This is a genomic window from Pseudomonas sp. Fl4BN1, from assembly GCF_009908285.1.
GTDB lineage: Bacteria > Pseudomonadota > Gammaproteobacteria > Pseudomonadales > Pseudomonadaceae > Aquipseudomonas.
The window spans coordinates 25,858-48,410 of the sequence record NZ_JAAARM010000015.1; the positions used below are offsets into that span (position 1 = coordinate 25,858).

General features: G+C 62.0%; 21 protein-coding genes. 13 read left to right on the forward strand and 8 right to left on the reverse strand.

Annotated features, from left to right (window positions below; translation table 11 throughout):
- Nucleotides 1-36: 36 nt before the first annotated feature.
- The 12 genes from amaA to GV818_RS17915 all read left to right on the forward strand — a co-directional run bounded on the left by amaA (nucleotide 37) and on the right by GV818_RS17915 (nucleotide 14,092).
- Nucleotides 37-1,320 (forward strand): L-pipecolate oxidase, encoded by a 1,284-nt coding sequence (gene amaA, locus GV818_RS17860; protein ID WP_161758801.1) that lies wholly within the window; start codon nucleotides 37-39, stop codon nucleotides 1,318-1,320.
- 363 nt (nucleotides 1,321-1,683) lie between these two features.
- Entirely contained in the window at nucleotides 1,684-2,820 is a 1,137-nt protein-coding gene (locus tag GV818_RS17865; RefSeq protein WP_161777115.1) for a branched-chain amino acid ABC transporter substrate-binding protein, read from the forward strand.
- A 161-nt stretch (nucleotides 2,821-2,981) separates the two neighbouring features.
- Entirely contained in the window at nucleotides 2,982-3,896 is a 915-nt protein-coding gene (locus tag GV818_RS17870) for an ABC transporter permease subunit (protein WP_102862931.1), read from the forward strand.
- 2 nt (nucleotides 3,897-3,898) lie between these two features.
- Nucleotides 3,899-5,194, forward strand: coding sequence for a high-affinity branched-chain amino acid ABC transporter permease LivM (gene livM / locus GV818_RS17875; RefSeq protein WP_161777116.1), 1,296 nt, complete (start codon nucleotides 3,899-3,901; stop codon nucleotides 5,192-5,194).
- A complete protein-coding gene (locus GV818_RS17880; protein WP_161758798.1) occupies nucleotides 5,191-6,063 on the forward strand; it encodes an ABC transporter ATP-binding protein in 873 nt (290 codons plus the stop codon). Before livM ends, GV818_RS17880 begins: the two co-directional genes overlap by 4 nt.
- Nucleotides 6,060-6,776: an ABC transporter ATP-binding protein gene (locus tag GV818_RS17885; protein WP_161777117.1), complete on the forward strand. Its 717-nt coding sequence runs from the start codon at nucleotides 6,060-6,062 to the stop codon at nucleotides 6,774-6,776. Before GV818_RS17880 ends, GV818_RS17885 begins: the two co-directional genes overlap by 4 nt.
- Nucleotides 6,777-7,666: 890 nt before the next feature.
- Entirely contained in the window at nucleotides 7,667-8,698 is a 1,032-nt protein-coding gene (hflK, locus tag GV818_RS17890; protein ID WP_161758796.1) for an FtsH protease activity modulator HflK, read from the forward strand.
- Complete coding sequence (hflC, locus tag GV818_RS17895) at nucleotides 8,695-9,576, forward strand: protease modulator HflC (protein WP_161758795.1); 882 nt, start codon at nucleotides 8,695-8,697, stop codon at nucleotides 9,574-9,576. Before hflK ends, hflC begins: the two co-directional genes overlap by 4 nt.
- Nucleotides 9,548-10,828: an NRAMP family divalent metal transporter gene (locus tag GV818_RS17900; protein ID WP_218586306.1), complete on the forward strand. Its 1,281-nt coding sequence runs from the start codon at nucleotides 9,548-9,550 to the stop codon at nucleotides 10,826-10,828. The genes hflC and GV818_RS17900 overlap by 29 nt, the downstream gene beginning before the upstream one ends.
- Nucleotides 10,829-10,866: 38 nt before the next feature.
- Nucleotides 10,867-12,114 (forward strand): YjbE family putative metal transport protein, encoded by a 1,248-nt coding sequence (locus tag GV818_RS17905; RefSeq protein WP_161777118.1) that lies wholly within the window; start codon nucleotides 10,867-10,869, stop codon nucleotides 12,112-12,114.
- 44 nt (nucleotides 12,115-12,158) lie between these two features.
- A complete protein-coding gene (locus GV818_RS17910; RefSeq protein ID WP_161758792.1) occupies nucleotides 12,159-12,926 on the forward strand; it encodes an SDR family oxidoreductase in 768 nt (255 codons plus the stop codon).
- Between the two features lie 260 nt (nucleotides 12,927-13,186).
- Entirely contained in the window at nucleotides 13,187-14,092 is a 906-nt protein-coding gene (locus tag GV818_RS17915; RefSeq protein WP_161777119.1) for a cation diffusion facilitator family transporter, read from the forward strand.
- Nucleotides 14,093-14,165: 73 nt separating this feature from the next.
- Here GV818_RS17915 and GV818_RS17920 read toward each other — a convergent pair whose 3' ends face one another.
- From GV818_RS17920 to GV818_RS17950, 7 genes are all read right to left on the reverse strand, one after another.
- The gene (locus GV818_RS17920) at nucleotides 14,166-15,305 is read right to left on the reverse strand and encodes an AGE family epimerase/isomerase (protein ID WP_161777120.1); all 1,140 of its coding nucleotides are present in this window, start codon (nucleotides 15,303-15,305) and stop codon (nucleotides 14,166-14,168) included.
- A gap of 179 nt (nucleotides 15,306-15,484) precedes the next feature.
- Complete coding sequence (locus GV818_RS17925) at nucleotides 15,485-16,057, reverse strand: HupE/UreJ family protein (RefSeq protein ID WP_161758789.1); 573 nt, start codon at nucleotides 16,055-16,057, stop codon at nucleotides 15,485-15,487.
- Between the two features lie 36 nt (nucleotides 16,058-16,093).
- A complete protein-coding gene (gene ureG, locus GV818_RS17930) occupies nucleotides 16,094-16,708 on the reverse strand; it encodes an urease accessory protein UreG (protein ID WP_161758788.1) in 615 nt (204 codons plus the stop codon).
- A 9-nt stretch (nucleotides 16,709-16,717) separates the two neighbouring features.
- Nucleotides 16,718-17,392: an urease accessory protein UreF gene (locus GV818_RS17935; RefSeq protein ID WP_161777121.1), complete on the reverse strand. Its 675-nt coding sequence runs from the start codon at nucleotides 17,390-17,392 to the stop codon at nucleotides 16,718-16,720.
- Entirely contained in the window at nucleotides 17,389-17,889 is a 501-nt protein-coding gene (ureE, locus tag GV818_RS17940) for an urease accessory protein UreE (RefSeq protein ID WP_161777122.1), read from the reverse strand. The genes GV818_RS17935 and ureE overlap by 4 nt, the downstream gene beginning before the upstream one ends.
- A 290-nt stretch (nucleotides 17,890-18,179) precedes the next feature.
- A complete protein-coding gene (locus GV818_RS17945) occupies nucleotides 18,180-18,812 on the reverse strand; it encodes a TetR family transcriptional regulator (protein WP_161758785.1) in 633 nt (210 codons plus the stop codon).
- Nucleotides 18,813-18,981: 169 nt separating this feature from the next.
- Nucleotides 18,982-19,491, reverse strand: coding sequence for a hypothetical protein (locus GV818_RS17950; protein ID WP_161777123.1), 510 nt, complete (start codon nucleotides 19,489-19,491; stop codon nucleotides 18,982-18,984).
- Between the two features lie 384 nt (nucleotides 19,492-19,875).
- On the opposite strand from GV818_RS17950, the gene GV818_RS17955 reads away from it, so the two are divergent.
- Nucleotides 19,876-21,951, forward strand: coding sequence for an AsmA family protein (locus GV818_RS17955; protein WP_161777124.1), 2,076 nt, complete (start codon nucleotides 19,876-19,878; stop codon nucleotides 21,949-21,951).
- 66 nt (nucleotides 21,952-22,017) lie between these two features.
- On the opposite strand, the gene GV818_RS17960 is transcribed toward GV818_RS17955, so the two are convergent.
- The gene (locus tag GV818_RS17960) at nucleotides 22,018-22,548 is read right to left on the reverse strand and encodes a ferritin-like domain-containing protein (protein ID WP_161758782.1); all 531 of its coding nucleotides are present in this window, start codon (nucleotides 22,546-22,548) and stop codon (nucleotides 22,018-22,020) included.
- Nucleotides 22,549-22,553 lie beyond the last annotated feature (5 nt).

Below are 22,553 nucleotides of genomic sequence, written 5' to 3' on the forward strand. Positions count from 1 at the left end.
TCATCGTTTGTGGTTGGTTGATTTTGGAGTCCGGCAATGGCGTTACGAGAAGAGTGTCTATGGGAAAAACTGACCCCGCAAAGACCTGACAACGCACCGCTCAAGGGCGAGCTGACGGCGGATGTATGCATCATCGGCGCCGGTTTCACCGGGTTGTCGGCGGCCGTGCACCTGCTGGAGCAGGGCAAGCGGGTCTGTGTCGTCGAAGCTCACCGCGCGGGGCACGGCGGCTCGGGGCGCAATGTCGGACTGGTCAACGCCGGCATGTGGATCCCGCCAGACGAGATCGAAGCCGGTTTCGGCGAACAGGTGGGCAGCCAGCTCAACCGCATGCTCGGGGCTGCGCCGTCCCTGGTGTTCAGCCTGGTGGACAAGTATCAGATCGATTGCCAGTTGCGCCGCGAAGGCACCTTGCACATGGCTCACAATGCCCGTGGCGAGGCTGACCTGCGCAGTCGTGAACAACAATGGAAGCGTCGTGGTGCGCCGGTGGAACTGCTGACCGGCAGCGCCTGCGAAACCGCCACCGGCACCAAGAAAATTGCTGCCGCCTTGCTCGATCGGCGTGCTGGCACCCTCAACCCGATGGCCTACACCACGGGGCTGGCCAAGGCCGCAATCAAGCTTGGCGGCCAGTTGTTCGATCACTCCCCGGTCACCCGCCTGGAGCGCCAGGGGCAGCGCTGGTCGGTGCAGACCGCGCAGGGTTCGGTGCTGGCCGAACAGGTGGTGATCGCCTCCAACGCCTACACCGAGGGTGACTGGACCGAGCTGCGGCGTAACTTCTTTCCTGGTTATTACTATCAGGTGGCCTCCGCGCCGCTGACCGAAGAGGCGGCCCGGCAGATCCTCCCCGGTGGCCAGGGTTCCTGGGATACCCGCCAGGTCCTGAGCAGCATTCGCCGGGATGCCGAGGGCCGCTTGTTGCTAGGCAGCCTGGGCAACGGCAACCAGAAACCCCAGTGGTTCCTCAAAGCCTGGGCCGACCGGGTGCAGCAGCATTATTTCCCCTACCTCAAGCCTGTGGAGTGGGAGTGCACCTGGACCGGCTGCATCGCCTTCACCCCCGATCACCTGATGCGCTTGTTCGAGCCTGCGCCCGGCCTGGTGGCAGTGACCGGTTACAACGGCCGGGGCGTGACCACTGGCACGGTGGTGGGCAAGGCCTTCGCCGACTACCTGTGTAACGGAAATCCTCAGGCCCTACCGATTCCCTTCGCGCCCATGCAGCCCTTGGCCGGCGTGAGCCTGCGCAGTTGCCTGTACGAGGCCGGATTCTCCCTGTACCACGCAGGCCAGTGCCTGCGGATCGTTATCTGAAAGAGGAAATAAACGGCCAGCGACGACGCTTTTCGATGCAGCGACTAGCCTGTAATGGTGCGGCTCGTAGCAGTTGCGCACCAGCAGTGTGCAGTTCGGTGACGCGAGCTGTTACAGCAGGGTTGCACGTTGAATTGTGTCGCGGTTGCAATGATGGCACGCATGGGTTGCGCCCATTAAAAAGCAGGGTTTTACCTTCCGCGGTTTAGACGGTTGCACGCCCAATGAAAAAGGGCTCGAAACAGTCGAAATAACAATAAGACAGCGACTTTTTTCAGAATAAAAAACCACTGGCACGGCGCTTGCTCTGAGCAATTAAGTGAAGTCGCAGTGCCAACTAAAAAAACCTTGGAGCACCACCTCATGTCCCAGACGTTTTACAAGAAAGGCTTTCTGGCCCTCGCAGTGGCAACTGCGCTGGGTGTTTCTGCGTTTGCTCAAGCCGACCTGAAGATCGGTGTTGCGGGTCCCATGACCGGTGCCAATGCGGCATTTGGCGAGCAGTACATGAAGGGTGCACAGGCAGCGGCTGACGAGATCAACGCCAAGGGCGGGGTCAACGGCGAGAAGATCGTCCTGGTGAAAGGCGATGACGCTTGCGAACCCAAGCAGGCGGTGGCGGTGGCCAACCGCCTGGTGGACCAGGACAAGGTGGCCGGTGTGGTCGGGCACTTCTGTTCCTCGTCGACCATCCCGGCTTCCGAGGTCTATAGCGACGCCGGTGTGATTGCCATTACCCCGGGCTCCACCAACCCCCAGGTCACCGAGCGTGGCCTGAGTGCCATGTTTCGCATGTGCGGACGTGACGACCAGCAGGGCATTGTTGCCGGCGACTACATCGTCGATGTGCTCAAGGGCAAGAAAGTGGCGGTGCTGCACGACAAGGACACCTACGGCCAGGGCCTGGCAGACGCGACCAAGGCGCAGCTGACCAAGCGTGGCGTGGTTCCGGTGCTGTACGAAGGCCTGACCCGTGGCGAGAAAGACTTCAGCGCCGTGGTGACCAAGATCCGCGCCGCCGGTGCCGACGTGGTGTACTTCGGCGGCCTGCACCCGGAAGCCGGCCCGCTGGTGCGTCAACTGCGTGAGCAGGGCCTGAAAGACGTCAAGTTCATGTCCGACGACGGCATCGTTACCGACGAGTTGGTGACCACTGCCGGCGGTCCGCAGTACGTCGATGGCGTGTACATGACTTTCGGCGCCGACCCGCGCTTATTGCCAGACAGCAAGACTGTGGTCGACGCTTTCCGCAAAGCCGGTACCGAGCCCGAAGGCTACACCCTGTACGCCTATGCCTCGATCCAGGCCCTGGCTGCCGGCTTCGGCGGCGCCAAGTCCAACAAAGGCGAAGACGCGGCCAAATGGCTCAAGGCCAACCCGGTGAAAACCGTGATGGGCGAGAAGTCCTGGGACGCCAAGGGCGACCTGAAAGTCTCCGACTACGTGGTCTATCAGTGGGACAAGGACGGCAAATACCACCAGTTGGAAAAACAGAAGTGACATGAGTCCGAACGGGTCGACACTGCCCTCAGGTGTCGACCCGTACTCGTGCAGTACTTGCCTTTTCTCGTAGAGCTGCACAACGGACGTGTTGCGCGGACGGGTGATCCCTGTCTGGCGTTGACGCCCTGTGCCGTCTCTCAAGTCCGTGAGATTGCGTTATGGATGGTATTTTCCTGCAGCAACTGATCAATGGGCTGACCCTCGGGTCCGTCTATGGTCTGATCGCCATCGGCTACACAATGGTCTATGGCATCATCGGCATGATCAACTTCGCCCACGGCGAGGTTTACATGATTTCCGCTTACCTCGCGGCAATCAGTCTGGCTCTGCTGGCCTACTTCGGCATTGAATCCTTCCCGCTACTCATTCTCGGCACCCTGGTGTTCACCGTCGTGGTGACGGGGATCTACGGCTGGGTCATCGAGCGTGTCGCCTATAAACCCCTGCGCAACTCCACTCGCCTGGCACCGCTGATCAGCGCCATCGGCATTTCGCTGATCCTGCAGAACTACGCGCAGATCAGCCAGGGCGCCAAGCAGCAAGGGGTTCCGACCTTGCTCGCCGGGGCCTGGAAGGTCGACATCGGCACGGGCTTCGTGCAGCTCACCTACACCAAGATCTTCATCCTGGTGGCGGCGTTCGCCGGTATGGCGCTGCTGACCTACATCATCAAGTACACCAAGCTCGGGCGCATGTGCCGAGCCACCCAGCAAGACCGCAAGATGGCCTCGATCCTGGGGATCAACACCGACCGGGTGATCTCCTACGTGTTCGTCATCGGCGCGGCCATGGCGGCCTTGGCCGGGGTGCTGATCACCATGAACTACGGCACTTTCGACTTCTATGCCGGCTTCGTCATCGGCATCAAGGCGTTCACCGCGGCAGTCCTTGGCGGCATCGGCTCGCTGCCCGGAGCGATGCTCGGCGGGATCATCCTCGGCATCTCCGAGTCGCTGTTCTCCGGCTTGATCAACTCCGACTACAAAGACGTGTTCAGTTTCTCGCTGCTGGTGCTGATCCTGATCTTCCGTCCCCAAGGCCTGCTGGGTCGCCCACTCGTGGCGAAGGTATAAGTATGTCTGCTGCCAATAAACCGATTGATCTCAAAAAGAGTGTCATCGACGCCGTGCTTGCCGGGCTGATCTCGCTGATCGTGTTCGGGCCCATCGTGGGCGTGGTGCTGGATGGCTATAGCTTCAACCTGCAACCGGCCCGGGTGGGCTGGCTGGTAGCGATCGTGATGGTCGGCCGCCTGGCCCTGAGCCTGTTCCTGCAAACCCCCAAGGGCCTGAAGATTCTCCAGGGCTTCGAAAGCACTAGCTCCGGGGTGCACGTGCTGGCGCCGGACTACAAGTCGCAGTTGCGCTGGATCATCCCGGCGCTGATCGTGATTGCCATCGTGTTCCCGTTTTTCGCCAACAAGTACCTGCTGACGGTGGTAATCCTCGGCCTGATCTATGTCCTGCTGGGGCTTGGGCTGAACATTGTGGTGGGCCTGGCCGGGTTGCTGGACCTGGGCTATGTGGCCTTCTACGCCATTGGCGCCTACGGCCTGGCGCTGGGCTACCAGTACCTGGGCCTGGGGTTCTGGACGGTGCTGCCCCTGGCGGCGCTTGCTGCGGCCTTGGCGGGATGCATATTGGGCTTTCCGGTGCTGAGAATGCACGGCGACTACCTGGCCATCGTGACCCTGGGCTTTGGCGAGATCATCCGCCTGGTGCTCAACAACTGGCTGTCTTTCACCGGTGGTCCGAATGGCATGCCGGTGCCGTCGCCGACCTTCTTCGGCCTGGAATTCGGCCGCAAGGCCAAGGACGGCGGAGTGCCGTTCCATGAATTCTTCGGCATGGACTACAACCCCAACCTGAAATTCCTGTTCATCTACATCGTGTTGTTCCTGGTGGTGCTGCTGGTGTTGTACATCAAGCACCGGCTGACCCGGATGCCGGTCGGTCGCGCCTGGGAAGCCCTGCGTGAAGACGAGATCGCCTGCCGTGCCATGGGCCTGAACCACGTGTTGGTCAAGCTTTCGGCGTTTACCATCGGCGCCTCCACCGCCGGTCTGGCGGGGGTGTTCTTCGCCAGCTACCAGGGCTTCGTCAACCCATCGTCCTTCACCTTCTTCGAGTCGGCGCTGATCCTCGCCATTGTGGTGCTCGGCGGCATGGGCTCGACCGTGGGTGTGGTGATCGCGGCCTTTGTACTGACCGTGGCCCCGGAGCTACTGCGCAGCTTCTCTGAGTACCGGGTGCTGCTGTTCGGCGTGCTCATGGTGTTGATGATGATCTGGCGACCGCGAGGGCTGATCCGCATCAGCCGTACCGGCGTAACCCCGCGTAAAGGTGCTTTGACTGAGGGGAACGCGCCATGAGCGAATATATTCTGTCGGTCGAGAACCTGATGATGCACTTCGGTGGCATCAAGGCCCTCAGCGACGTCAGCCTGAAGGTCAAGCGCAACTCGATCTTTGCCCTGATCGGCCCCAATGGTGCCGGCAAGACCACGGTGTTCAACTGCCTGACCGGTTTCTACAAGGCCTCCGGCGGGCGCATCGAGCTCAACACCCGAGGCCAGCAGACCAACGTGATCAAGCTCCTGGGCGAGCCTTTTCGCGGCACTGACTTCGTGTCGCCGAAGAGCTTCGCCAGCCGCCTCTACTACAAGATGTTCGGCGGTACTCACCTGGTGAACCGTGCCGGGCTGGCGCGGACCTTCCAGAACATTCGCCTGTTCAAGGAAATGTCCGTGGTGGAGAACCTGCTGGTGGCCCAGCACATGTGGGTCAACCGCAACATGCTGGCCGGGATCCTCAACACCAAGGGCTACCGCAAGGCGGAGAGTGCGGCCCTGGACCATGCCTTCTACTGGCTGGAAGTGGTGGACCTGGTGGATTGTGCCAACCGCCTGGCCGGTGAACTGTCCTATGGCCAGCAACGCCGCCTGGAGATCGCCCGGGCCATGTGCACCCGGCCACAGATCATCTGCCTCGATGAGCCGGCTGCCGGCCTCAACCCTCAGGAAACCGAAGCGCTGAGCGCGATGATCCGGTTGCTGCGCGACGAGCACGGCCTGACCGTGGTGCTGATTGAACATGACATGGGCATGGTGATGAGTATTTCCGACCACATCGTGGTGCTCGACCACGGCAACGTGATTGCCGAGGGCGGCCCGGAAGCGATCCGCAGCGATCCGAAAGTGATCGCCGCCTACCTGGGTGCCGACGAAGAGGAGCTGGTATGACGCAAGCCATCCTCGAACTCAAGGACCTGGACGTGTACTACGGCCCGATCCAGGCCTTGAAGAAAGTCTCGATGCACATCAACGAAGGGGAAACCGTGAGCCTGATCGGCTCCAACGGTGCCGGCAAGTCGACCCTGCTGATGTCGATCTTCGGCCAGCCCCGGGCCGAGTCCGGTCAGATCCTCTACCGCGGTGTGGATATCACCCACAAGTCGTCTCACTACATCGCCTCCAACGGCATCGCCCAATCCCCGGAAGGGCGCCGGGTGTTCCCTGACATGACCGTGGAAGAGAACCTGCTGATGGGCACTATCCCCATTGGCGACAAGTACGCCAGCGAGGACATGCAGCGCATGTTCGAACTGTTCCCCAGGCTCAAGGAGCGGCGTACCCAGCGGGCCATGACCATGTCCGGTGGCGAGCAGCAGATGCTGGCCATCGCTCGGGCCCTGATGAGCCGGCCCAAGTTGCTGCTGCTGGATGAGCCGAGCCTGGGCTTGGCGCCGATTGTGGTGAAGCAGATTTTCGCCACCCTGCGGGAACTGGCGGCCACCGGCATGACCATCTTCCTGGTGGAGCAAAACGCCAACCATGCACTGAAACTGTCGGATCGGGCCTATGTGATGGTCAACGGCGAGATCCGCCTCAGCGGCACCGGCAAGGAATTGCTGGTCAATGAGGAGGTGCGCAACGCTTACCTGGGCGGCCACTGACCGCCCGCTCTGTGGATAAGCCATGCCCCGCCGGCGCCCGCCGCCGGGGCATTTTTATCCACAGCTCCACCCGCCCTGTAGGAGCTGGCTTGCCAGCGAAACGGTGTCTCCGATGGCCGCTTATGCAGATTCTGTTGTGCGTCCGGATTCGCCGGCAAGCCGGCTCCTACGGACTCAGTGCGCGCATTGGCAACCGCGCGTTCGCAGAAGGACCGCCCGCGTCCGACAATTGTGGAAAACATTATTCGCAAGCTGCTAAGGCGCGGCATAAAGACGCTGCAAATAGTTGTTTTTCCACTGTTTTGACTTGTCCCCGTTTGCTGTGGAACTGGCTGTGGGTAACGTGGGAGTAGCTGGCTGGAAGCCTTTGATTGCGTGGCCTGCAGGCTGTTGGTTGTTTTTTGATCAGGTGTTTTTGGGCAAGCCTTGGGCGCACTTGTCAACCTTTTTATTGTCGCAGGCGGACCTGCTAAAAGGCTTCGCTCAGCCTGTGGATAAGTCTGTGACTAAACTCTGGAAAGACTGCCCTGAGCAGCGTAGTTACTGGCCTCTGGCCTTATGCACTTTGACCGCGCGGTCATCTTTTATGAGGTCGGCTGCATGGACCGCCTGCCGGGGTCAAGCAAAAAACTTCCGATGATCGCCTGCAAGCCCTGTGGACAGCGGCTTTGCGGCATCTGTACTTGCCCCCAAAGACTGTGGACCGGCCTGTGGATAAGGTGCGGGCATATGGCTGCAGGCCAGAGCCCGCAAGGCGTAGACGAGAGTGGCTATTTTTTATACAGCGGCGCTTGATAACCCCCCTATGAGCAGGGATATAGGTTCGGGTATTCTGCGCGCCTTGACGCGCCCGGAAGGGTGAGCGCCCTCTGGCGATCTGGAGCACTGGCATGACCGATAGTCCCGCGTTTGTTCCCGTCAAACCCGCAAGCCCGCTGCTGCGGCTGCGTGAGCGGGTCTTCTATCGCCTGGCCCTGCTGGACCTCGGCGGGCGAGGGCTGCTGCTGATCGGCGGGCTGTTCTTGCTGGCTTGGGCCAGTTCCGGAATCTACAAGGTGCAGCCGGATGAGCAGGGCATTGTGCTGCGCTTTGGTCGCTGGCAACAGACCGCCGAACCCGGGCTGCATTACCACCTGCCGTACCCCATCGAGCGGGTGTTGTTGCCGAAAATCACTCAGGTCAATCAGCTGCAATTGGGCAGTGTTGGCTTGCAGGGTGCCTCCGCCAGCGGATCACGGGACAAACAGATGCTGACCGGCGACGAGAACATCGTCGAAGCCGATTGCACGGTGTTCTGGCGGATCAAGGACGCACGTCGCTATCTTTTCGAGATCAGCGACCCGGAGCGTTCGGTGAAGCTGGCGGCAGAAAGCGCGTTGCGCGAGGTCATTGGACGCACACCGATTCAGTCGGTGATGTCTGACAAGCGCGCCCAGATCGCCGATGAAACCCGGGAGTTGTTGCAACAGTTGCTGGACCGCGAGCAGGCCGGGATCCTGGTGACCCAGGTGCAGTTGCAGCGGGTCGATCCACCGCCCCAGGTCATCGACGCGTTCAACGACGTGCAGCGGGCCCGGGCCGACCAGGAACGAGCCCGCAACGAAGCGGAAGCCTATGCCAATGATGTGATTCCCCGTGCTCGAGGTGACGCGGCGCGGATCGCCCAGGAGGCAGAAGCCTACAAGGCGCAGGTTGCCAACCTGGCCGAGGGCGAGGCGAAGCGTTTTCTCTCGGTCTATGCCAGCTATGCACAAGCCAAGGATGTCACCGCCTGGCGCCTGTACATGGAGAGCATGGATGAGGTGCTGAAGAAAGCCTCCAAGGTCATCATCGACACCTCCGGCAAGGGCATGTCCGGCGTTGTGCCTTACATGCCGCTCAATGACCCGGGCAAACCTGCGCAGAAGGACGTTCGACCATGAGCCGCTCATTCAAATGGTTGGGCCTGGGGGTGGTCAGCGTCGCCCTCTGGGGGCTGGCGGCTTCGGCGTATGTGGTCGATGAAGCGCAGCAGGCCCTGATCATCCGCTTTGGTGCGCCGATGGGTGTGGCGGGGGAGCCGGGGCTCAAGTTCAAGGTGCCCTTCAGTGACTCGCTGGTGTTCTACGACAGCCGCCTGCAAACCCTGGCGTCCTCTTCCGAGCAGGTGATCCTTGGCGACCAGAAACGCATCGAGGTCGCCACTTACACGCGTTTTCGCATCAGTGATCCGCTGCGCTTCTATCAAGCGGTGGGCACCTTGGAGCAGGCCAATGCCCAGTTGACGCAAATGGTCAGTTCCTCGTTGCGCCGTACCCTGGGCGAGATTTCCCTGCGTTCGTTGCTCTCCGCCTCCCGCCAGCAGGCGGTATCGGTGATCGAGAGGGATGTGGCGGACAAGGCCCGTGCGCTGGGCGTCGAGGTGACAGAGGTGCGCCTGCACCGTGCTGATCTGCCGCTGGAAGCCAGCCAGGCGATTTACGAGCGCATGAAGTCCGAGCGTCAGCGTGAAGCCAAGGAACTGCGCGCCCAGGGTTTCGAGTGGGCGCAACAGATCCAGGCCAAGGCCGACCGCGATCGTACGGTGCTGTTGTCCGAGGTCCAGCGGCAATCGGCGATTACCCATGGCGAAGCGGATGCCGAGGCCAACCAGATTCTCTCGGCGGCCTTCAGCAAGGACCCTGAGTTCTACAGGTTGTACCGCTCCCTGCAGACCTATCGGCAATCCATGGCCGAGAGCCAGCCGATGTTGGTGCTGACCCCTGATGCGGAGTTCCTCAAGCAGTTCCGCCATGGCCCGACAGCCCAGCGCGCGCAATAGCATGACGGTTCACGGCCTGGTGCCGGAACGCAGGCCGCTTGCACATCGGCTGCGCCGTCTGTTGGCTGCCATGGGCCCGGGGCTGGTGGTGATGATGGCCGATACCGAAGCGGGCAGTGTCATCACCGCCGCGCAAAGCGGTGCGCAGTGGGGGTATCGGTTGCTGTTACTGCAGTTGGTGCTGGTGCCGTTGATGTTCATGGCCCAGGAGCTGACTGTGCGTCTGGGGCTGTGTACCGGCAAGGGTTATATCGAATTGGTGCGTCAACGCTGGGGGCGTGGGCTGGCGATGGCCTCGGCACTGGTGCTGCTGCTCAGTTGCCTGGGCGCGCTGCTGACGCAAATCAGCGGCTTGGTGGGGGCGGGCAGCCTGTTCGCTATCGCACCGTGGCCGATCCTGGTGACCCTGGTGCTGTTTATCCTGACCATGGTCCTGACCGGCTCCTACCGGTCGGTGGAGCGTATCACCCTGGTGCTAGGCCTGTTCGGCCTGGCATTTTTGGTCATGGCGTACAACGCGCATCCTGATCCGCAGCAGATGCTGCACGAGATCTTGCAGATCCCGCTCAAGGAGCCCGACTACCTGTACCTGGCGGCGGCCAACCTGGGCACCAGCGTGATGCCCTGGACCCTGTTCTACCAGCAGTCGGCACTGGTGGATAAAGGCCTGGGGCCGGCCCATTTGCGCCTGGCGCGCCTGGATACCCTGGTCGGCGCGGTGTTTTGTCAGGTCCTGACAGCAGCGATCGTCATCGCGGCGGCGGCCACCCTCGGCGGACATGGCGCCGGGCTGGACAGCATCGCCCAGATCGGCGAAGCCTTCGGCGCCCTGATCGGCCCGACCTGGGGGCAGGCGGTGTTCGTGGTCGGCCTGGCCGGCGGGGCGTTGGTGGCGACCATTGTGGTTTGCCTGAGTGCGGTCTGGGCCATGGGTGAAGCCTTGGGGATGCGCCACTCGCTGGAGCAGCACCCTCTGGACGCCCCCTGGTTCTATGGCGCTTTCGCGGTGCTGCTGATCGCCGGAGCGCTGCTGGTGGGGTCGGGGATCAACCTGATCCGCCTGTCGTTGGCGGTCGGGGTGCTGAATGCCTTGTTGATTCCGATGATGTTGCTGCTGTTGCTCCTGCTGGCGCGCAATGTGCTGCCAGCGAACCTGCGTCTGCGCGGGCCCTATGGGGTGCTGGTTCTCGTCACGTTTCTCCTGATGGGAGGACTTGGCGTCTATTGCGCCTTGAGCGGTGTGTTGGGGTGAAGTCGTGACCAATCCTTGTGTCGTGGGGAAATTGCCGCATGTTATTTGACGGTGCGCTGTACGCCTTGAGCATGGTGTTCCAGGTCCTGGTGCTGGACCTGATCCTGTCCGGCGACAATGCCCTGGTGATTGCCCTGGCCTGTCGTGGCTTGCCTCCCGAGCAGGCGCGACGGGCGATTCTGATCGGTACCGGCGGTGCCATCCTCCTGCGGGTGCTGCTGACTACCCTGGCCGGCTGGCTGCTGCTGGTGCCCTGGTTGAAGTTGATTGGCGCGTTGCTGCTGCTGGTGATTGCCCTGCGCCTGCTGTGCGACGAAGGAGTGGATGAGCAGGGCGATGACGCTCGCGGCTCGCCGCAGACCTTGAGTGCAGCAGTGGTGACCGTACTGATTGCCGACCTGGTGATGAGCATGGACAACGTGGTGGGCCTGGCAGCGGTGACCCAGGGGCAGGTGTTCTATCTGTTGCTGGGGTTGCTGTTGAGTGTGCCGCTGTTGATGTTTGGCAGCCTGCGGCTGACCCGACTGATGCACAGCCAGCCATGGCTGGTGTCGGTCGGTGGGGGCCTGCTGGGGTATGTTGCAGGGAACATCGCCGTGTCCGATCCGGTGCTGGTCGACTGGCTCAACAGTCAGTCGCCGGCCTTGAATCAAGTGGTTCCCATGGCGTTGGCGGCCTTTGTCCTGCTGCAGTCGCGGATCATCCGTCGACGGCGTGCAATTGTACCCAAGCCATTGTCGTACTTTGAGGCGCCCACCCCCGCGGTCCAGGTTCCCCTGGCCGAGCCTGTGCTTGAGCGGCCGGCCATGGTTCGCGCCTTGCCGCTTATCGTTGCCCCGGAGCCGGAGCCGGAGCCTTTGGCTGAAGCGCTTGAGCCCGCCGTGCTTCCTCCGGCCACCGGGCGCTGGTTTCCGGTCTATGGCGGGGTGGTGCGGGTGCTGGCCAGCCTGGCGGTGATGGTGCTGTTCTGCGGTCTGCTCTACAGCCTGATCGGCGGCATCTCCGGCAGTCTGTTGCCCACGCCGCACCAGGACAACGTCTATCAGTGCGATGGTGCCACCGCCACCTTGTATTACCGCCCCGGCGGTAGTTCGGTGCGGCTGGTCAATGGCGGCGGTGAGGCCGTTGGCTATGTTCGCTACAAGGAGATCTTGTGGCAGAACCCGCAGAGTGCCGCCCACGATTTGCACTTGACGCCGCCCACCCAGATTGAGAAAACCAGCGCCACGGTGGTTACTCTCAACGGTGGCAGTTTTGCGCAGATTGCGTGTACGTTGATGCCCTGAATTTTCATCTCAATGGCTGCTCGAAGCCCAGCAAGGAGAACACCATGACTTCCACACTGTTCATCACGGGCGCGACTTCCGGTTTTGGCGAAGCCTGCGCCCGGCGTTTTGCCGAGGCCGGCTGGTCGCTGGTGCTCACCGGCCGTCGCGAGGAGCGCCTCAATGCCTTGTGCGCGGAGCTCTCCAAGCAGACCGAGGTGCATGGCCTGGTGCTTGATGTGCGGGACCGCAAGGCCATGGAAGAGGCGATTGCCAACCTGCCACCGTCCTTCAGCAAACTGCGCGGGCTGATCAACAATGCCGGCCTGGCCCTGGGCGTGGACCCGGCGCCCAAGTGCGACCTGGATGACTGGGACACCATGGTCGACACCAACATCAAGGGCCTGCTGTACAGCACCCGCCTGCTGTTGCCACGGCTGATCGCCCACGGTCGTGGCGCCGGGATCGTCAACCTGGGCTCCATCGCCGGCAATTACCCGTACCCGGGCAGCCACGTGTATGGCGCGAGCAAGGCCTTCGTCAAACAGTTCTCCCTGAACCTGCGCTGCGACCTGCAGGGCACTGGTGTGCGGGTCACCAATATCGAGCCGGGCCTGTGCGAAAGCGAGTTCTCCCTGGTGCGCTTCAGCGGCGACCAGGCGCGTTATGACGCCACTTATGCCGGCGCCGAGCCGATCCAGCCGCAGGACATCGCCGACACCATCTTCTGGGTCCTGAACACGCCGGCCCACATCAACATCAACAGCCTGGAACTGATGCCCGTGAGCCAGACCTGGGCCGGCTTCGCCATCGAGCGCAACGCCAAGTCCTGATCCATTGATCGCCATCCTCTGTAGCCGCTGCCGCAGGCTGCGACAGGGCCTTCGGGCCCTCCAGCGGTCGCAAGAGCCTGTGCCTCCTGCGGAGGCAGTCGCAGCCTCGCCATGGCTCGGCAGCCGCTACAGTTGTACTCGGATACACATAAGCTGATTCGTTTCAGCTTGTGGTCAGCCCTGACAGGTTAGAATTCCCGCCAGAAATTTCGCCGCCGCCTCACACGAGGTGGCGTTTTTGAAGTTCGATAGGAGGAATCGTGAGTAACCGAGGTGAGCAGTCTCTGCTCAAACAATCGACTGTATTGATGTTCGCCGTGGCGATCGCCGGTATCGTCACGGGTTTTGTTTCTGGCGCCCAATCCATCTTGTTCGATGGATTTTTTTCCCTGATCGCCACCTTTATCAAGGTCTTGATGCTGATCACCGCCAAGCTGATTGCCAAGCAAAGCAACCAGCGCTTCCAGTTCGGCTTTTGGCACCTGGAACCCATGGTGCTGCTGATCGAAGGCAGCTTCCTGATGCTGATCGCCATCTACGCCTTCCTCAATGGGGTGTTCGGCATCATCAATGGTGGCCGCGAGGTCGAGCTGGGGCTGGTGATTTTCTATGCGGCGTTTTTCGCCGTGGCGGAGTTCGCCTACTTCTTCTACGTGCGCCGGCGTAACCGCACGCTCAAGTCGTCGCTGATCCAGTTCGACAACATCAGTTGGCTGGTGGACGCGATGTTGTCAGTGGGGCTGCTGGTGAGTTTCATCGTCGCCTTGCTGCTCAAGCAGTACGGCCATGGCCAGTGGGCGGTGTATGTCGACCCGATGATCCTGATCCTGCTGGCCTTGAGCATGCTGCCGCCGGCGTTGAAGATTCTACGGCCGGCCTTGCGCGATGTGCTGGGGATCGCCCCGGACCAGTTGGACGAAAAGGTCCGCAAGGTGATGGAGGAGGCCAAGGCCGCCCATGGTTTTGATGACTACATCAGCTACGTGCAGAAGCACGGTCGGGCGCATTTTATCGAGATCCATATCGTGCTGCCGGCGGATTATCCGCTGCAGGACGTGGCGACCCTGGATCGGTTGCGCGAGGAGATTTCGCAGCAGCTTGGCAAAGCCGATGCAGCTCGTTGGCTGACCATCAGCTTTACCGGGGATCGCAAGTGGATTGCCTGATCGGCGCTGCCTTCTTCGCTGGCAAGCCCGCACCTGCAGTTGTTGTGTCGGTGCCGGTTGGCCGGCGCAAGGTTCAGGCGAAATATTCCGCCAGCCCGCGATAACAGGTGGCCAGATGATAGGGCGTGGTCGACGGCATATCCCGGCGGCTGATCGCGCCGTCGGCATCCAGGCATTCATTCCAGCCCCCGACATGCAGGAAATGCTCTTGCAGTGCTTTTAGCTGGCGCTGCAGGGGCGCCTGGCTGTCCCCACGCAAGGTCAGGGCACGCAGGTACTCGGCCTTGGCCCAGATGCGCTGGGTGGCGTCCTTGGCGCTCGTCCCCGATTGCAGATCGAGCATGGCGCACACGGCACCGCTCTGCGGGTCGACCCCCAACTGTTCGGTGAAGGCGAACGCATGCTCCAGTGAGGCGTGCAAGGAACTGTCGCGCAGCAGGGGCGAAGAGGCGAGCAGGAAGTACCACTCAAACTGATGCCCGGGCTCGAACCAGTTATCCACAGCCCCCAGGGGCTTTTCCATCATCACTTGGTGCTGCGGGTCGATGAAGTGTTGCTGCATGGCCTGGCACAGGTTCAGCAGCGCCGTTTGCACCGGCACGTCTTCACGCACTGTCAGGGTCGCGAGGAACGCTTCAGCCAGGTGCATCAACGGATTCTGCAATGGCCCGGAACCCAGGGCCGACCAATCCTCATCGAGGCTGGCTTCGTAGAGGTCGTCACCCCGGGCGAAGCGCTGGGCCACGACTTCCAGGGCGGCGTTGAGCACCGACTCCACCAGCGGCTCACGGACCTTGGCCCAGTAATGGGCGCAGGCAAAGACGATGAAGGCGTGGGTGTAGAGGTCCTTGCGTCGATCCAGCGGCGCGCCTTGCGGATCGATGCTGTAGAACCAGCCACCGTGCTCGGCGTCATGGAAGTGCCGCTGCAGCGAGCGGAACAGCGCGGCGGCGCGTTCTTCGGCAAAGGGCGTGGCGGTGTCACCGATCAGTTGGGAAAATACATACAGCTGCCGGGCGCAGGCCATGGCCCGATACCGCTGCGGTGGCAGCGGTTGATGTTCGGCGTCCAGCGCCTCGTAGGGCAGCGCCAACTGCGGATTCCAGCCCGGCCCCTGCCACATGGGCACTATCACCTGGTGAAAATGCTGCTGCACAGCGTTGAACAGAGCGCTCGATTCAGGCGAGGAGGTGGAGCGGGATACATCGGGCATTGGCTGGCGTCGTCACGGCAGGTTTGAATGCGCGACATATTAACAGAGAAGCCCCGGCAGATTGCCCGACGTAGGAGCAGGCTTGTGCAGGTACTGGCTTGCCAGCCAATGCAGTCAACAAGATTGCCTTCGCCGGCAAACGGCACACCGTCCAGCCGCTCCTGCACGAGGCGCAACGCTCAGCCTGCCAGCAACCACACCCCGGCGGCAGCGGAGGCGGCGCCGGCTACGCGCACCAGCGGCGCAGCGGCCTGGGGCAAGACCCGCACCACGCCATAGCCGGCGGCGTGCAGGGCGGCAGTGGCGACCACGAAACCGGCGGCATAGGCCCAGGGGCTGGACATGTCCGGCAGTTCAAGGCCGTGGGCCACGCCATGGAACAGGGCAAACAGCGCGGTGGCGGCGATGGCCAGGCTCAGCGGCGGACGCACCGCCAGGGCCACTGCCAGGCCCAGGGCCAGTACCGAGGCGGCGATACCGCTTTCCAGGCCCGGCAGCTCCAGGCCCTCGAAACCCAGCAGGCCACCGATCAGCATGGTGCCGACAAAGGTGCACGGCAGCGCCCAGCGTGCTGTGCCTTGTTGCTGGGCGGCCCACAGGCCAACCGCGACCATTGCCAGCAGGTGGTCCAGGCCACTGATAGGGTGGCTGATACCGGCCATCAGGCCATTGTCGCCGTGGCCCGGATGGGCGAAGGCCAGGGCTGGGGTCAGCAGCAGGGCGAGGGCCCCGAGGATGCGTTTTAAGGTCATGGGTAGCTTCCTTGTTGAGCGATTTCAGGTTCGGTATCAGGCCGCGGTCAGCAGGCCCTGGCGTTCGATGAAAGCGATGATTTCTTCCAGGCCCTGGCCGGTTTTCTGATTGCTGAAGACAAACGGTTTGCCGCTGCGCATGCGCTGGGTGTCGCTGTCCATCATTTCCAGGGAGGCGCCCACCAGGGGGGCCAGGTCGATCTTGTTGATCACCAGCAGGTCGGATTTACAGATACCCGGGCCGCCCTTGCGCGGCAGCTTGTCGCCAGCGGAGACATCGATCACATAGATCGTCAGGTCCGAGAGTTCGGGGCTGAAGGTGGCCGAAAGGTTGTCGCCGCCGGACTCCACCAGGATCAGGTCGAGCCCCGGGAAGCGCCGGTTCAGTTGATCCACCGCTTCCAGGTTGATCGAGGCATCTTCACGGATGGCAGTGTGCGGGCAGCCGCCGGTTTCCACGCCGATGATCCGTTCCGGCGCCAGGGCTTCGTTGCGCACCAGGAAGTCGGCGTCTTCACGGGTGTAGATATCGTTGGTCACCACCGCCAGGTTGTAGCGCTCGCGCAGGGCCAGGCACAAGGCCAGGGTCAGGGCGGTTTTACCGGAGCCCACCGGGCCGCCGATGCCGACACGCAGAGGTTGTGCGTTCATGAGTTTCTCCTAGGAACGGAACAGGCGGCTGTATTGGCGCTCGTGGGCCATGCTCGCCAGGGACAGGCCGAAAGCGGCGCTGCCGTAATGGTTGGGGTCAAGCTTCGCGGCGTGTCGCTGGGCCTGTTGCAGCAGTGGCAGCAATTCGCTGGTCAGGCGCTGGGCCGCTTGCTGGCCCAGGGGGAGGGTCTTCATCAGCACCGCCAGCTGGTTTTCCAGCCAGCTCCAGAGCCAGGCTGCCAGGGCGTCTTCGGGGGCGATGTTCCAGGCCCGGGCGGCCAAGGCCCAGCCCAGGGCCAGGTGTGGTTCGTCCTGTTGCGCCAACACTTCCCGCGCGGCGTCGTCGAGCTCCGGCAAGCCGGCCAGCAGTTGCTTGAGGGAGTAGCCCATCTGCCGGCTTTCCTGGTACAGCTCGCGGGTTTCGCGGCTGGCCCGTTGCTCATCGCAGAGTTGCTGCAGCCGGCTCCAGTGCTGATCGGCGGCCGCCTGACAGTGGGCTAGCAACAGCGGCGCTTCGAAGCGAGCGAGGTTGAGCAGTAACTGATCGCTGATCCAGCGTCGGGCACTGTCCGAGTCATTTACCCGTTGTTGCTCCACGGCCATTTCCAACCCCTGGGAATAGCTGTAGCCACCAATTGGCAGCTGTGGGCTGGCCAGGCGCAATAGGGCCCAGGCTGGGTTCATTGACGGACGCCGAACTGGTGCAGGCGCGGCGGGTAGTTGAAGTCTTCATCGCCGTGGCGTGAATGGTGATGACCACCACCATAGGCACCGTGCTCGGGTTGGAACGGTGCTTCGAGGGTTTCGGTGCTGGCGCCCAGTTGTTCGAGCATGGCCTTGAGCACGTAGTCGTCCAGCAAGCGCAGCCAGCCATCACCCACTTGCAGGGCCACATGACGGTTGCCCAGGTGGTAGGCAGCGCGGGTCAGCTCGAAGGCATTGCGGCAGGTAACGTGCAACAGGGTTTCCGGACGAGCGCAGACTTTGACCAGGCGCCCGTCTTCGGCCTGCAAGAACTCACCGTCATGCAAGGGTGGCTGGCCACGTTCCAGAAACAGCCCGACGTCTTCGCCCTCGGCGCTGAAGCAGCGCAAGCGGCTTTTGCTACGAGCCTCGTAGTTGAGGTGCAATTCGGCGGACCAGCTCTCTTGGGCATCGGTTCTGCGGTGGATCACCAGCATCGGAAAGCTTCCAGCTATGAGCGATACACAAGCCAGAGCAAGGGGCTTGCCAATCGCTCGGTAGGAAAGAAAATGCCCGTTCAGCCCAGGAACTGCGCCTGAAAAAGGGGCAAGACCTTGTTTTATCTTGTTACAAAATGGCGCGCTGAGCTGATTTATAGCACCGAGTTGGTGCGCGTGAAATGTTTTTGCTGCAAGACGGTGCTAGCGCTTGGTAAGCAGGCGCAAACGCGCAACCCAGAGCGGGGTGCGGGCGGTTCGAAGGGGGCGGGTAGGTAACGCTTGCCGGTTTACTCGGTGCTGCCCAGGCCTTGCCAGTGCTTCAGGCCGATAAAGATGAAGCGCAGTTGCTGGGTAATCTTGGCCTGGGGTGTCAGGTGTTCAGGCAGGGCCTGGGCTGGCGGATCGATAATGTCCGGCAGGGTGGCGAATACGCTCTTGACGATCAGGTCGGCCATTACGCCAAGGTCGGCAACATTCAGGTGTTGCAGCTTGGGCATCAGGCTCAGGTCGGCAGCCAGGTCCGAGCTGATGTTTTCCCGCAGGGTGGCGATGGCCTGGCGCACCGGCAGCGAGCCACCGTATTGCTCGCGGGCGAGGAACAGGAATTGCGCGCGCTTGGCTGCCACCACATCAAGGAAAATGCGTACCGAGGCGTCGATGATGCCGCCCATGACGAATTCGTTGTGGCGCACCAGGCGGATGGTTTCGCGGAAGGTCTGGCCGACTTCGCTGACCAGTTCCAGGCCCAGTTGGTCCATGTCGCTGAAGTGCCGGTAGAAGCCAGTGGGTACAATGCCGGCGGCTTTCGCCACTTCCCGCAGGCTCAGGCTGCCGAAACCACGGCCACACTCCATCAGATGACGGGCGGCATCCATCAGGGCGTTGCGGGTCTGTTGCTTCTGTTCGGCGCGGGGCAGCATCGGCGGGCAAATTCTTTGCTCAATAGGAGCGGCGCACTCTAGCAAATCAACTTTGCCGGAGTCGAACTGGAGTCAGGCGAGGGCAGGGGATGTGACGGTTGCAACGGGGCCTTGATGAAAGTCAAAGCCCGATTCGGGAATCGGGCTTTTCTCCAGGGCCAGCATGGCCTCAGCTCGCAGCTTGATGACGTTCGGCCAAGCGATCAGCACCGCCTTCGGCAACGGTCTGACCTTGAGGCGTGCGGCTGTAGCCGTCTTCGACCAGGCCTTTCTCTTCCAGGCGATCGCGGCCACCTTCAGCTACGTTTTGACCTTGTGGGGTGCGGTCGTAGCCATCTTCGGTAACGGTCTGGCCTTGGGGAGTACGGTCGTAGCCATCTTCGGTAACGGTCTGGCCTTGGGGAGTACGGTCATAGCCATCTTCGGCAACGTTCTGGCCTTGTGGGGTGCGATCATAGCCATCTTCGGCAACGCTCTGGCCCTGTGGAGTGCGGTCATAGCCATCGGCTGCGACTTTGTTGCGTTCGATCAGGCGGTCCGAGCCTCCTTCAGCCAGGGTCTGGGTGAACACGCTGTGGCTGGCCTTGACCTGCGGAGTGGCTTGTTCAGCGGCCGGCAGGGCGAAAGCGTTAGCAGCCAGGATCGATAAGGTCAGGCTCAATAAGAGGTGGCGTTTCATGATGGGTTGCTCCTTGGGAGGGCGATAAATTGGGTACGGAGCTAATGTTACCGCCGCTAAATCGATATGAAAGTTCATAAACGCAATGGTAATAATCAACAGAATTGATTGTTTACCGTCAAGGCTCTAGAACGGGCCTTTCCGTCGATAGCTTTTGCACCGACGTGGGTATTTTCGACCCAGTCATGCTTCACGGGAGGGCGGGTCGAGGTAACACAAAGCTGCCTGAGTGATCAGGAATGCGGTTTTTTCCATCCTTTCGTGTACTCGAATTAAACCTGCGCGGGCTTTGTCAGTCGTAGTTTTCATGGCCGGTGATTTTCCATCGGCATGTCACCGATGCGTCGTGGTCTGGCGCTCAGTTGTCTTCAGGAGCCTCGTGCAATGACGCGCACTCGTAAAATTCTCGCCTGGTCTGTTTCCAGCCTGATCCTGCTACTGGCCGTGCTGGTGCTGGTGATCGCTTTCTTCGACTGGAACCGGATCAAGCCGCCCCTCAATGCCAAGGTGTCCGAGGAGTTGCACCGGCCGTTCGCGATCAATGGCGATTTGTCGGTGGTCTGGCAACGCGAGCCTGACGAGGGCGGCTGGCGGGCCTGGGTGCCCTGGCCCCACGTGGTGGCCGAGGACCTTACCCTAGGCAATCCGGACTGGTCCAAGGCGCCGCAGATGGTCACTCTCAAGCGGGTTGAGTTGCGTATTTCGCCCCTGGCCCTGCTGGCGCAACGCGTCAGCATTCCACGCATCGATCTCACCGAGCCCGACGCCGCCTTGCAGCGCCTGGCTGACGGTCGTGCCAACTGGACTTTCACGTTCGATCCCCAAGACCCCGCTGCCGAACCTTCCAAGTGGACGGTGGACATCGGTGCCATCGGCTTCGACAAGGGCCACGTGACCCTGGATGACCAGAGCCTGAAAACCCAACTGGACCTGCAGGTGGAGTTGCTCGGCAAACCGATTCCCTTCAGCGACATCGTCGGTGAGCGCGAGGCGCAGAAGATCACCGAGCAAGGCGCCGCCCCCCAGGCCTATGCCTTTGCCCTCAAGGTCAAAGGCCAGTACCACGGGCAGAAACTGGTGGGCACCGGCAAGATCGGTGGCCTGTTGGCGCTGCAGGACGGGCGCCAACCGTTCCCGTTGCAGGCCCAGGCGCAGATCGGCGACACCCGGGTCGAACTGCGGGGCAGCCTGACCGATCCGCTCAACCTCGGCGCCTTGGACCTGCGCCTGAAACTGGCGGGCACCAGCCTCGGCAATCTCTATCCGTTGACGGGGGTCACCCTGCCGGATTCGCCGCCGTATTCCACGGATGGGCACTTGACCGCCAAGTTGCGTGATCCGGCGGGTGCGACGTTCAGCTATCAGGACTTCAACGGCAAGATCGGCGACAGCGATATCCATGGCAGCCTGACCTATGCCGCCAGCCAGCCGCGGCCCAAACTCAGTGGCACGCTGGTGTCCAATCAACTGTTGCTCAGCGACCTGGCACCGCTGATTGGTGCCGACTCCAACGCCAAGCAAAAGGCCCGGGGCGGTGAAAGCAAGCAACCGGCGGACAAGGTGCTGCCAGTGGAGGAATTTCGCACCGAGCGTTGGCGGGATATGGATGCCGACGTCGAGTTCACCGGCAAGCGCATCGTTCACAGCAGCGAGCTGCCGTTCACCGATCTCTATACCCACCTGGTGCTTAACGACGGCCAGCTCAGCCTGGAGCCCCTGCGCTTTGGCGTGGCCGGGGGCAAGCTCGATGCCCAGGTGCGTCTCAATGGTCACACCACGCCGTTGGAAGGTCGGGCCAAACTGACCGCGCGCAACTTCAAGCTCAAGCAGTTGTTCCCAACCTTCGAGCCGATGAAGACCAGCTTCGGCGAGCTTAATGGCGATGCCGATATTGCTGGGCGCGGCAACTCGGTGGCGGCCCTGCTGGGTAGCGCCAACGGTGACTTGAAAATGTTGATCAACGACGGCGCCATCAGCCGCAGCCTGATGGAAATCGCCGGGCTCAATGTCGGCAACTACGTGGTAGGCAAGATGTTTGGCGACAAGGAAGTGAAGATCAATTGCGCCGCTGCCGACTTCGGCATCAAGTCGGGCCTGGCCACCTCTCGGCTGTTCGTCTTCGACACCGAGAACTCCATCATTTACGTCGATGGCACCGCGAACATGGCTTCCGAGCAACTGGACCTGACCATCACCCCTGAGTCCAAGGGGTTGCGTCTGTTCTCTCTGCGTTCGCCGCTCTACGTGCAGGGCAAGTTCATCAAGCCCAGTGCTGGGGTCAAGGCGGTGCCGTTGGTGCTGCGGGGGGCCGGTATGGTGGCTCTGGGATTGATCGCCGGGCCAGCGGCGGGGCTGCTGGCGTTGGTGGCGCCTAGCGGTGATGAACCCAACCAGTGTGCGCCGTTGCTGCAACAGATGCGTTCAGGCAAGGCGCCGGTCACCGTCAAGCCGAGTCAGTAAGCACGAAGGTCGAGCGTTGCGTGGGCGAGCCCGCCCCTGTAGGCAGGAGCGGGCTTGGGCGAGGGGCTACAGGTCGTTGAGGATGTCCGCCATGTCATCGGCGTGCTCTTCTTCCTGGGCGAGGATTTCTTCGAACAAGCGGCGGGTGGTGGGATCCTTGTCTCCGATGTACTGGATGATCTCACGGTAGCTGTCGATGGCGATCCGCTCCGCCACCAAGTCTTCGTAGACCATTTCCTTCAAGTTGTTGCCGGCCACGTACTGGGCGTGCGAGTGCTTGGACAGCAGGTCGGGGTTGAACTCCGGTTCGCCGCCGAGCTGGACGATGCGTTCGGCCAGTTTGTCGGCGTGTTCGGCTTCCTGGGTGGCGTGTTCGAGGAACTCGTCGGCGGCCACGCTGGCCTTGAGGCCGTTGGCCATGAAGTAGTGGCGCTTGTAGCGCAAGACACAGACCAGTTCAGTGGCCAGCGATTCGTTGAGCAGGCGCAGCAGCTCCTCGCGATCGGCGTTGTAACCCTCGGTCACGGCGCCGTTTTCCACGTGTCGGCGAGCCCGTTCGCGCAGGCTGTTCACATCAGACAAATGCATCTCGCTCATCTCTG

What these genes read in the sequence shown, in the direction of transcription:
- amaA (WP_161758801.1), top strand. Translation starts at nt 37, where the DNA reads ATGGCGTTACGAGAAGAGTGTCTATGGGAAAAACTGACCCCGCAAAGA.
- GV818_RS17865 (WP_161777115.1), top strand. Translation starts at nt 1,684, where the DNA reads ATGTCCCAGACGTTTTACAAGAAAGGCTTTCTGGCCCTCGCAGTGGCA.
- GV818_RS17870 (WP_102862931.1), top strand. Translation starts at nt 2,982, where the DNA reads ATGGATGGTATTTTCCTGCAGCAACTGATCAATGGGCTGACCCTCGGG.
- livM (WP_161777116.1), top strand. Translation starts at nt 3,899, where the DNA reads ATGTCTGCTGCCAATAAACCGATTGATCTCAAAAAGAGTGTCATCGAC.
- GV818_RS17880 (WP_161758798.1), top strand. Translation starts at nt 5,191, where the DNA reads ATGAGCGAATATATTCTGTCGGTCGAGAACCTGATGATGCACTTCGGT.
- GV818_RS17885 (WP_161777117.1), top strand. Translation starts at nt 6,060, where the DNA reads ATGACGCAAGCCATCCTCGAACTCAAGGACCTGGACGTGTACTACGGC.
- hflK (WP_161758796.1), top strand. Translation starts at nt 7,667, where the DNA reads ATGACCGATAGTCCCGCGTTTGTTCCCGTCAAACCCGCAAGCCCGCTG.
- hflC (WP_161758795.1), top strand. Translation starts at nt 8,695, where the DNA reads ATGAGCCGCTCATTCAAATGGTTGGGCCTGGGGGTGGTCAGCGTCGCC.
- GV818_RS17900 (WP_218586306.1), top strand. Translation starts at nt 9,548, where the DNA reads ATGGCCCGACAGCCCAGCGCGCGCAATAGCATGACGGTTCACGGCCTG.
- GV818_RS17905 (WP_161777118.1), top strand. Translation starts at nt 10,867, where the DNA reads ATGTTATTTGACGGTGCGCTGTACGCCTTGAGCATGGTGTTCCAGGTC.
- GV818_RS17910 (WP_161758792.1), top strand. Translation starts at nt 12,159, where the DNA reads ATGACTTCCACACTGTTCATCACGGGCGCGACTTCCGGTTTTGGCGAA.
- GV818_RS17920 (WP_161777120.1), bottom strand. Translation starts at nt 15,305, where the DNA reads ATGCCCGATGTATCCCGCTCCACCTCCTCGCCTGAATCGAGCGCTCTG.
- GV818_RS17925 (WP_161758789.1), bottom strand. Translation starts at nt 16,057, where the DNA reads ATGACCTTAAAACGCATCCTCGGGGCCCTCGCCCTGCTGCTGACCCCA.
- ureG (WP_161758788.1), bottom strand. Translation starts at nt 16,708, where the DNA reads ATGAACGCACAACCTCTGCGTGTCGGCATCGGCGGCCCGGTGGGCTCC.
- GV818_RS17935 (WP_161777121.1), bottom strand. Translation starts at nt 17,392, where the DNA reads ATGAACCCAGCCTGGGCCCTATTGCGCCTGGCCAGCCCACAGCTGCCA.
- ureE (WP_161777122.1), bottom strand. Translation starts at nt 17,889, where the DNA reads ATGCTGGTGATCCACCGCAGAACCGATGCCCAAGAGAGCTGGTCCGCC.
- GV818_RS17945 (WP_161758785.1), bottom strand. Translation starts at nt 18,812, where the DNA reads ATGCTGCCCCGCGCCGAACAGAAGCAACAGACCCGCAACGCCCTGATG.
- GV818_RS17950 (WP_161777123.1), bottom strand. Translation starts at nt 19,491, where the DNA reads ATGAAACGCCACCTCTTATTGAGCCTGACCTTATCGATCCTGGCTGCT.
- GV818_RS17955 (WP_161777124.1), top strand. Translation starts at nt 19,876, where the DNA reads ATGACGCGCACTCGTAAAATTCTCGCCTGGTCTGTTTCCAGCCTGATC.
- GV818_RS17960 (WP_161758782.1), bottom strand. Translation starts at nt 22,548, where the DNA reads ATGAGCGAGATGCATTTGTCTGATGTGAACAGCCTGCGCGAACGGGCT.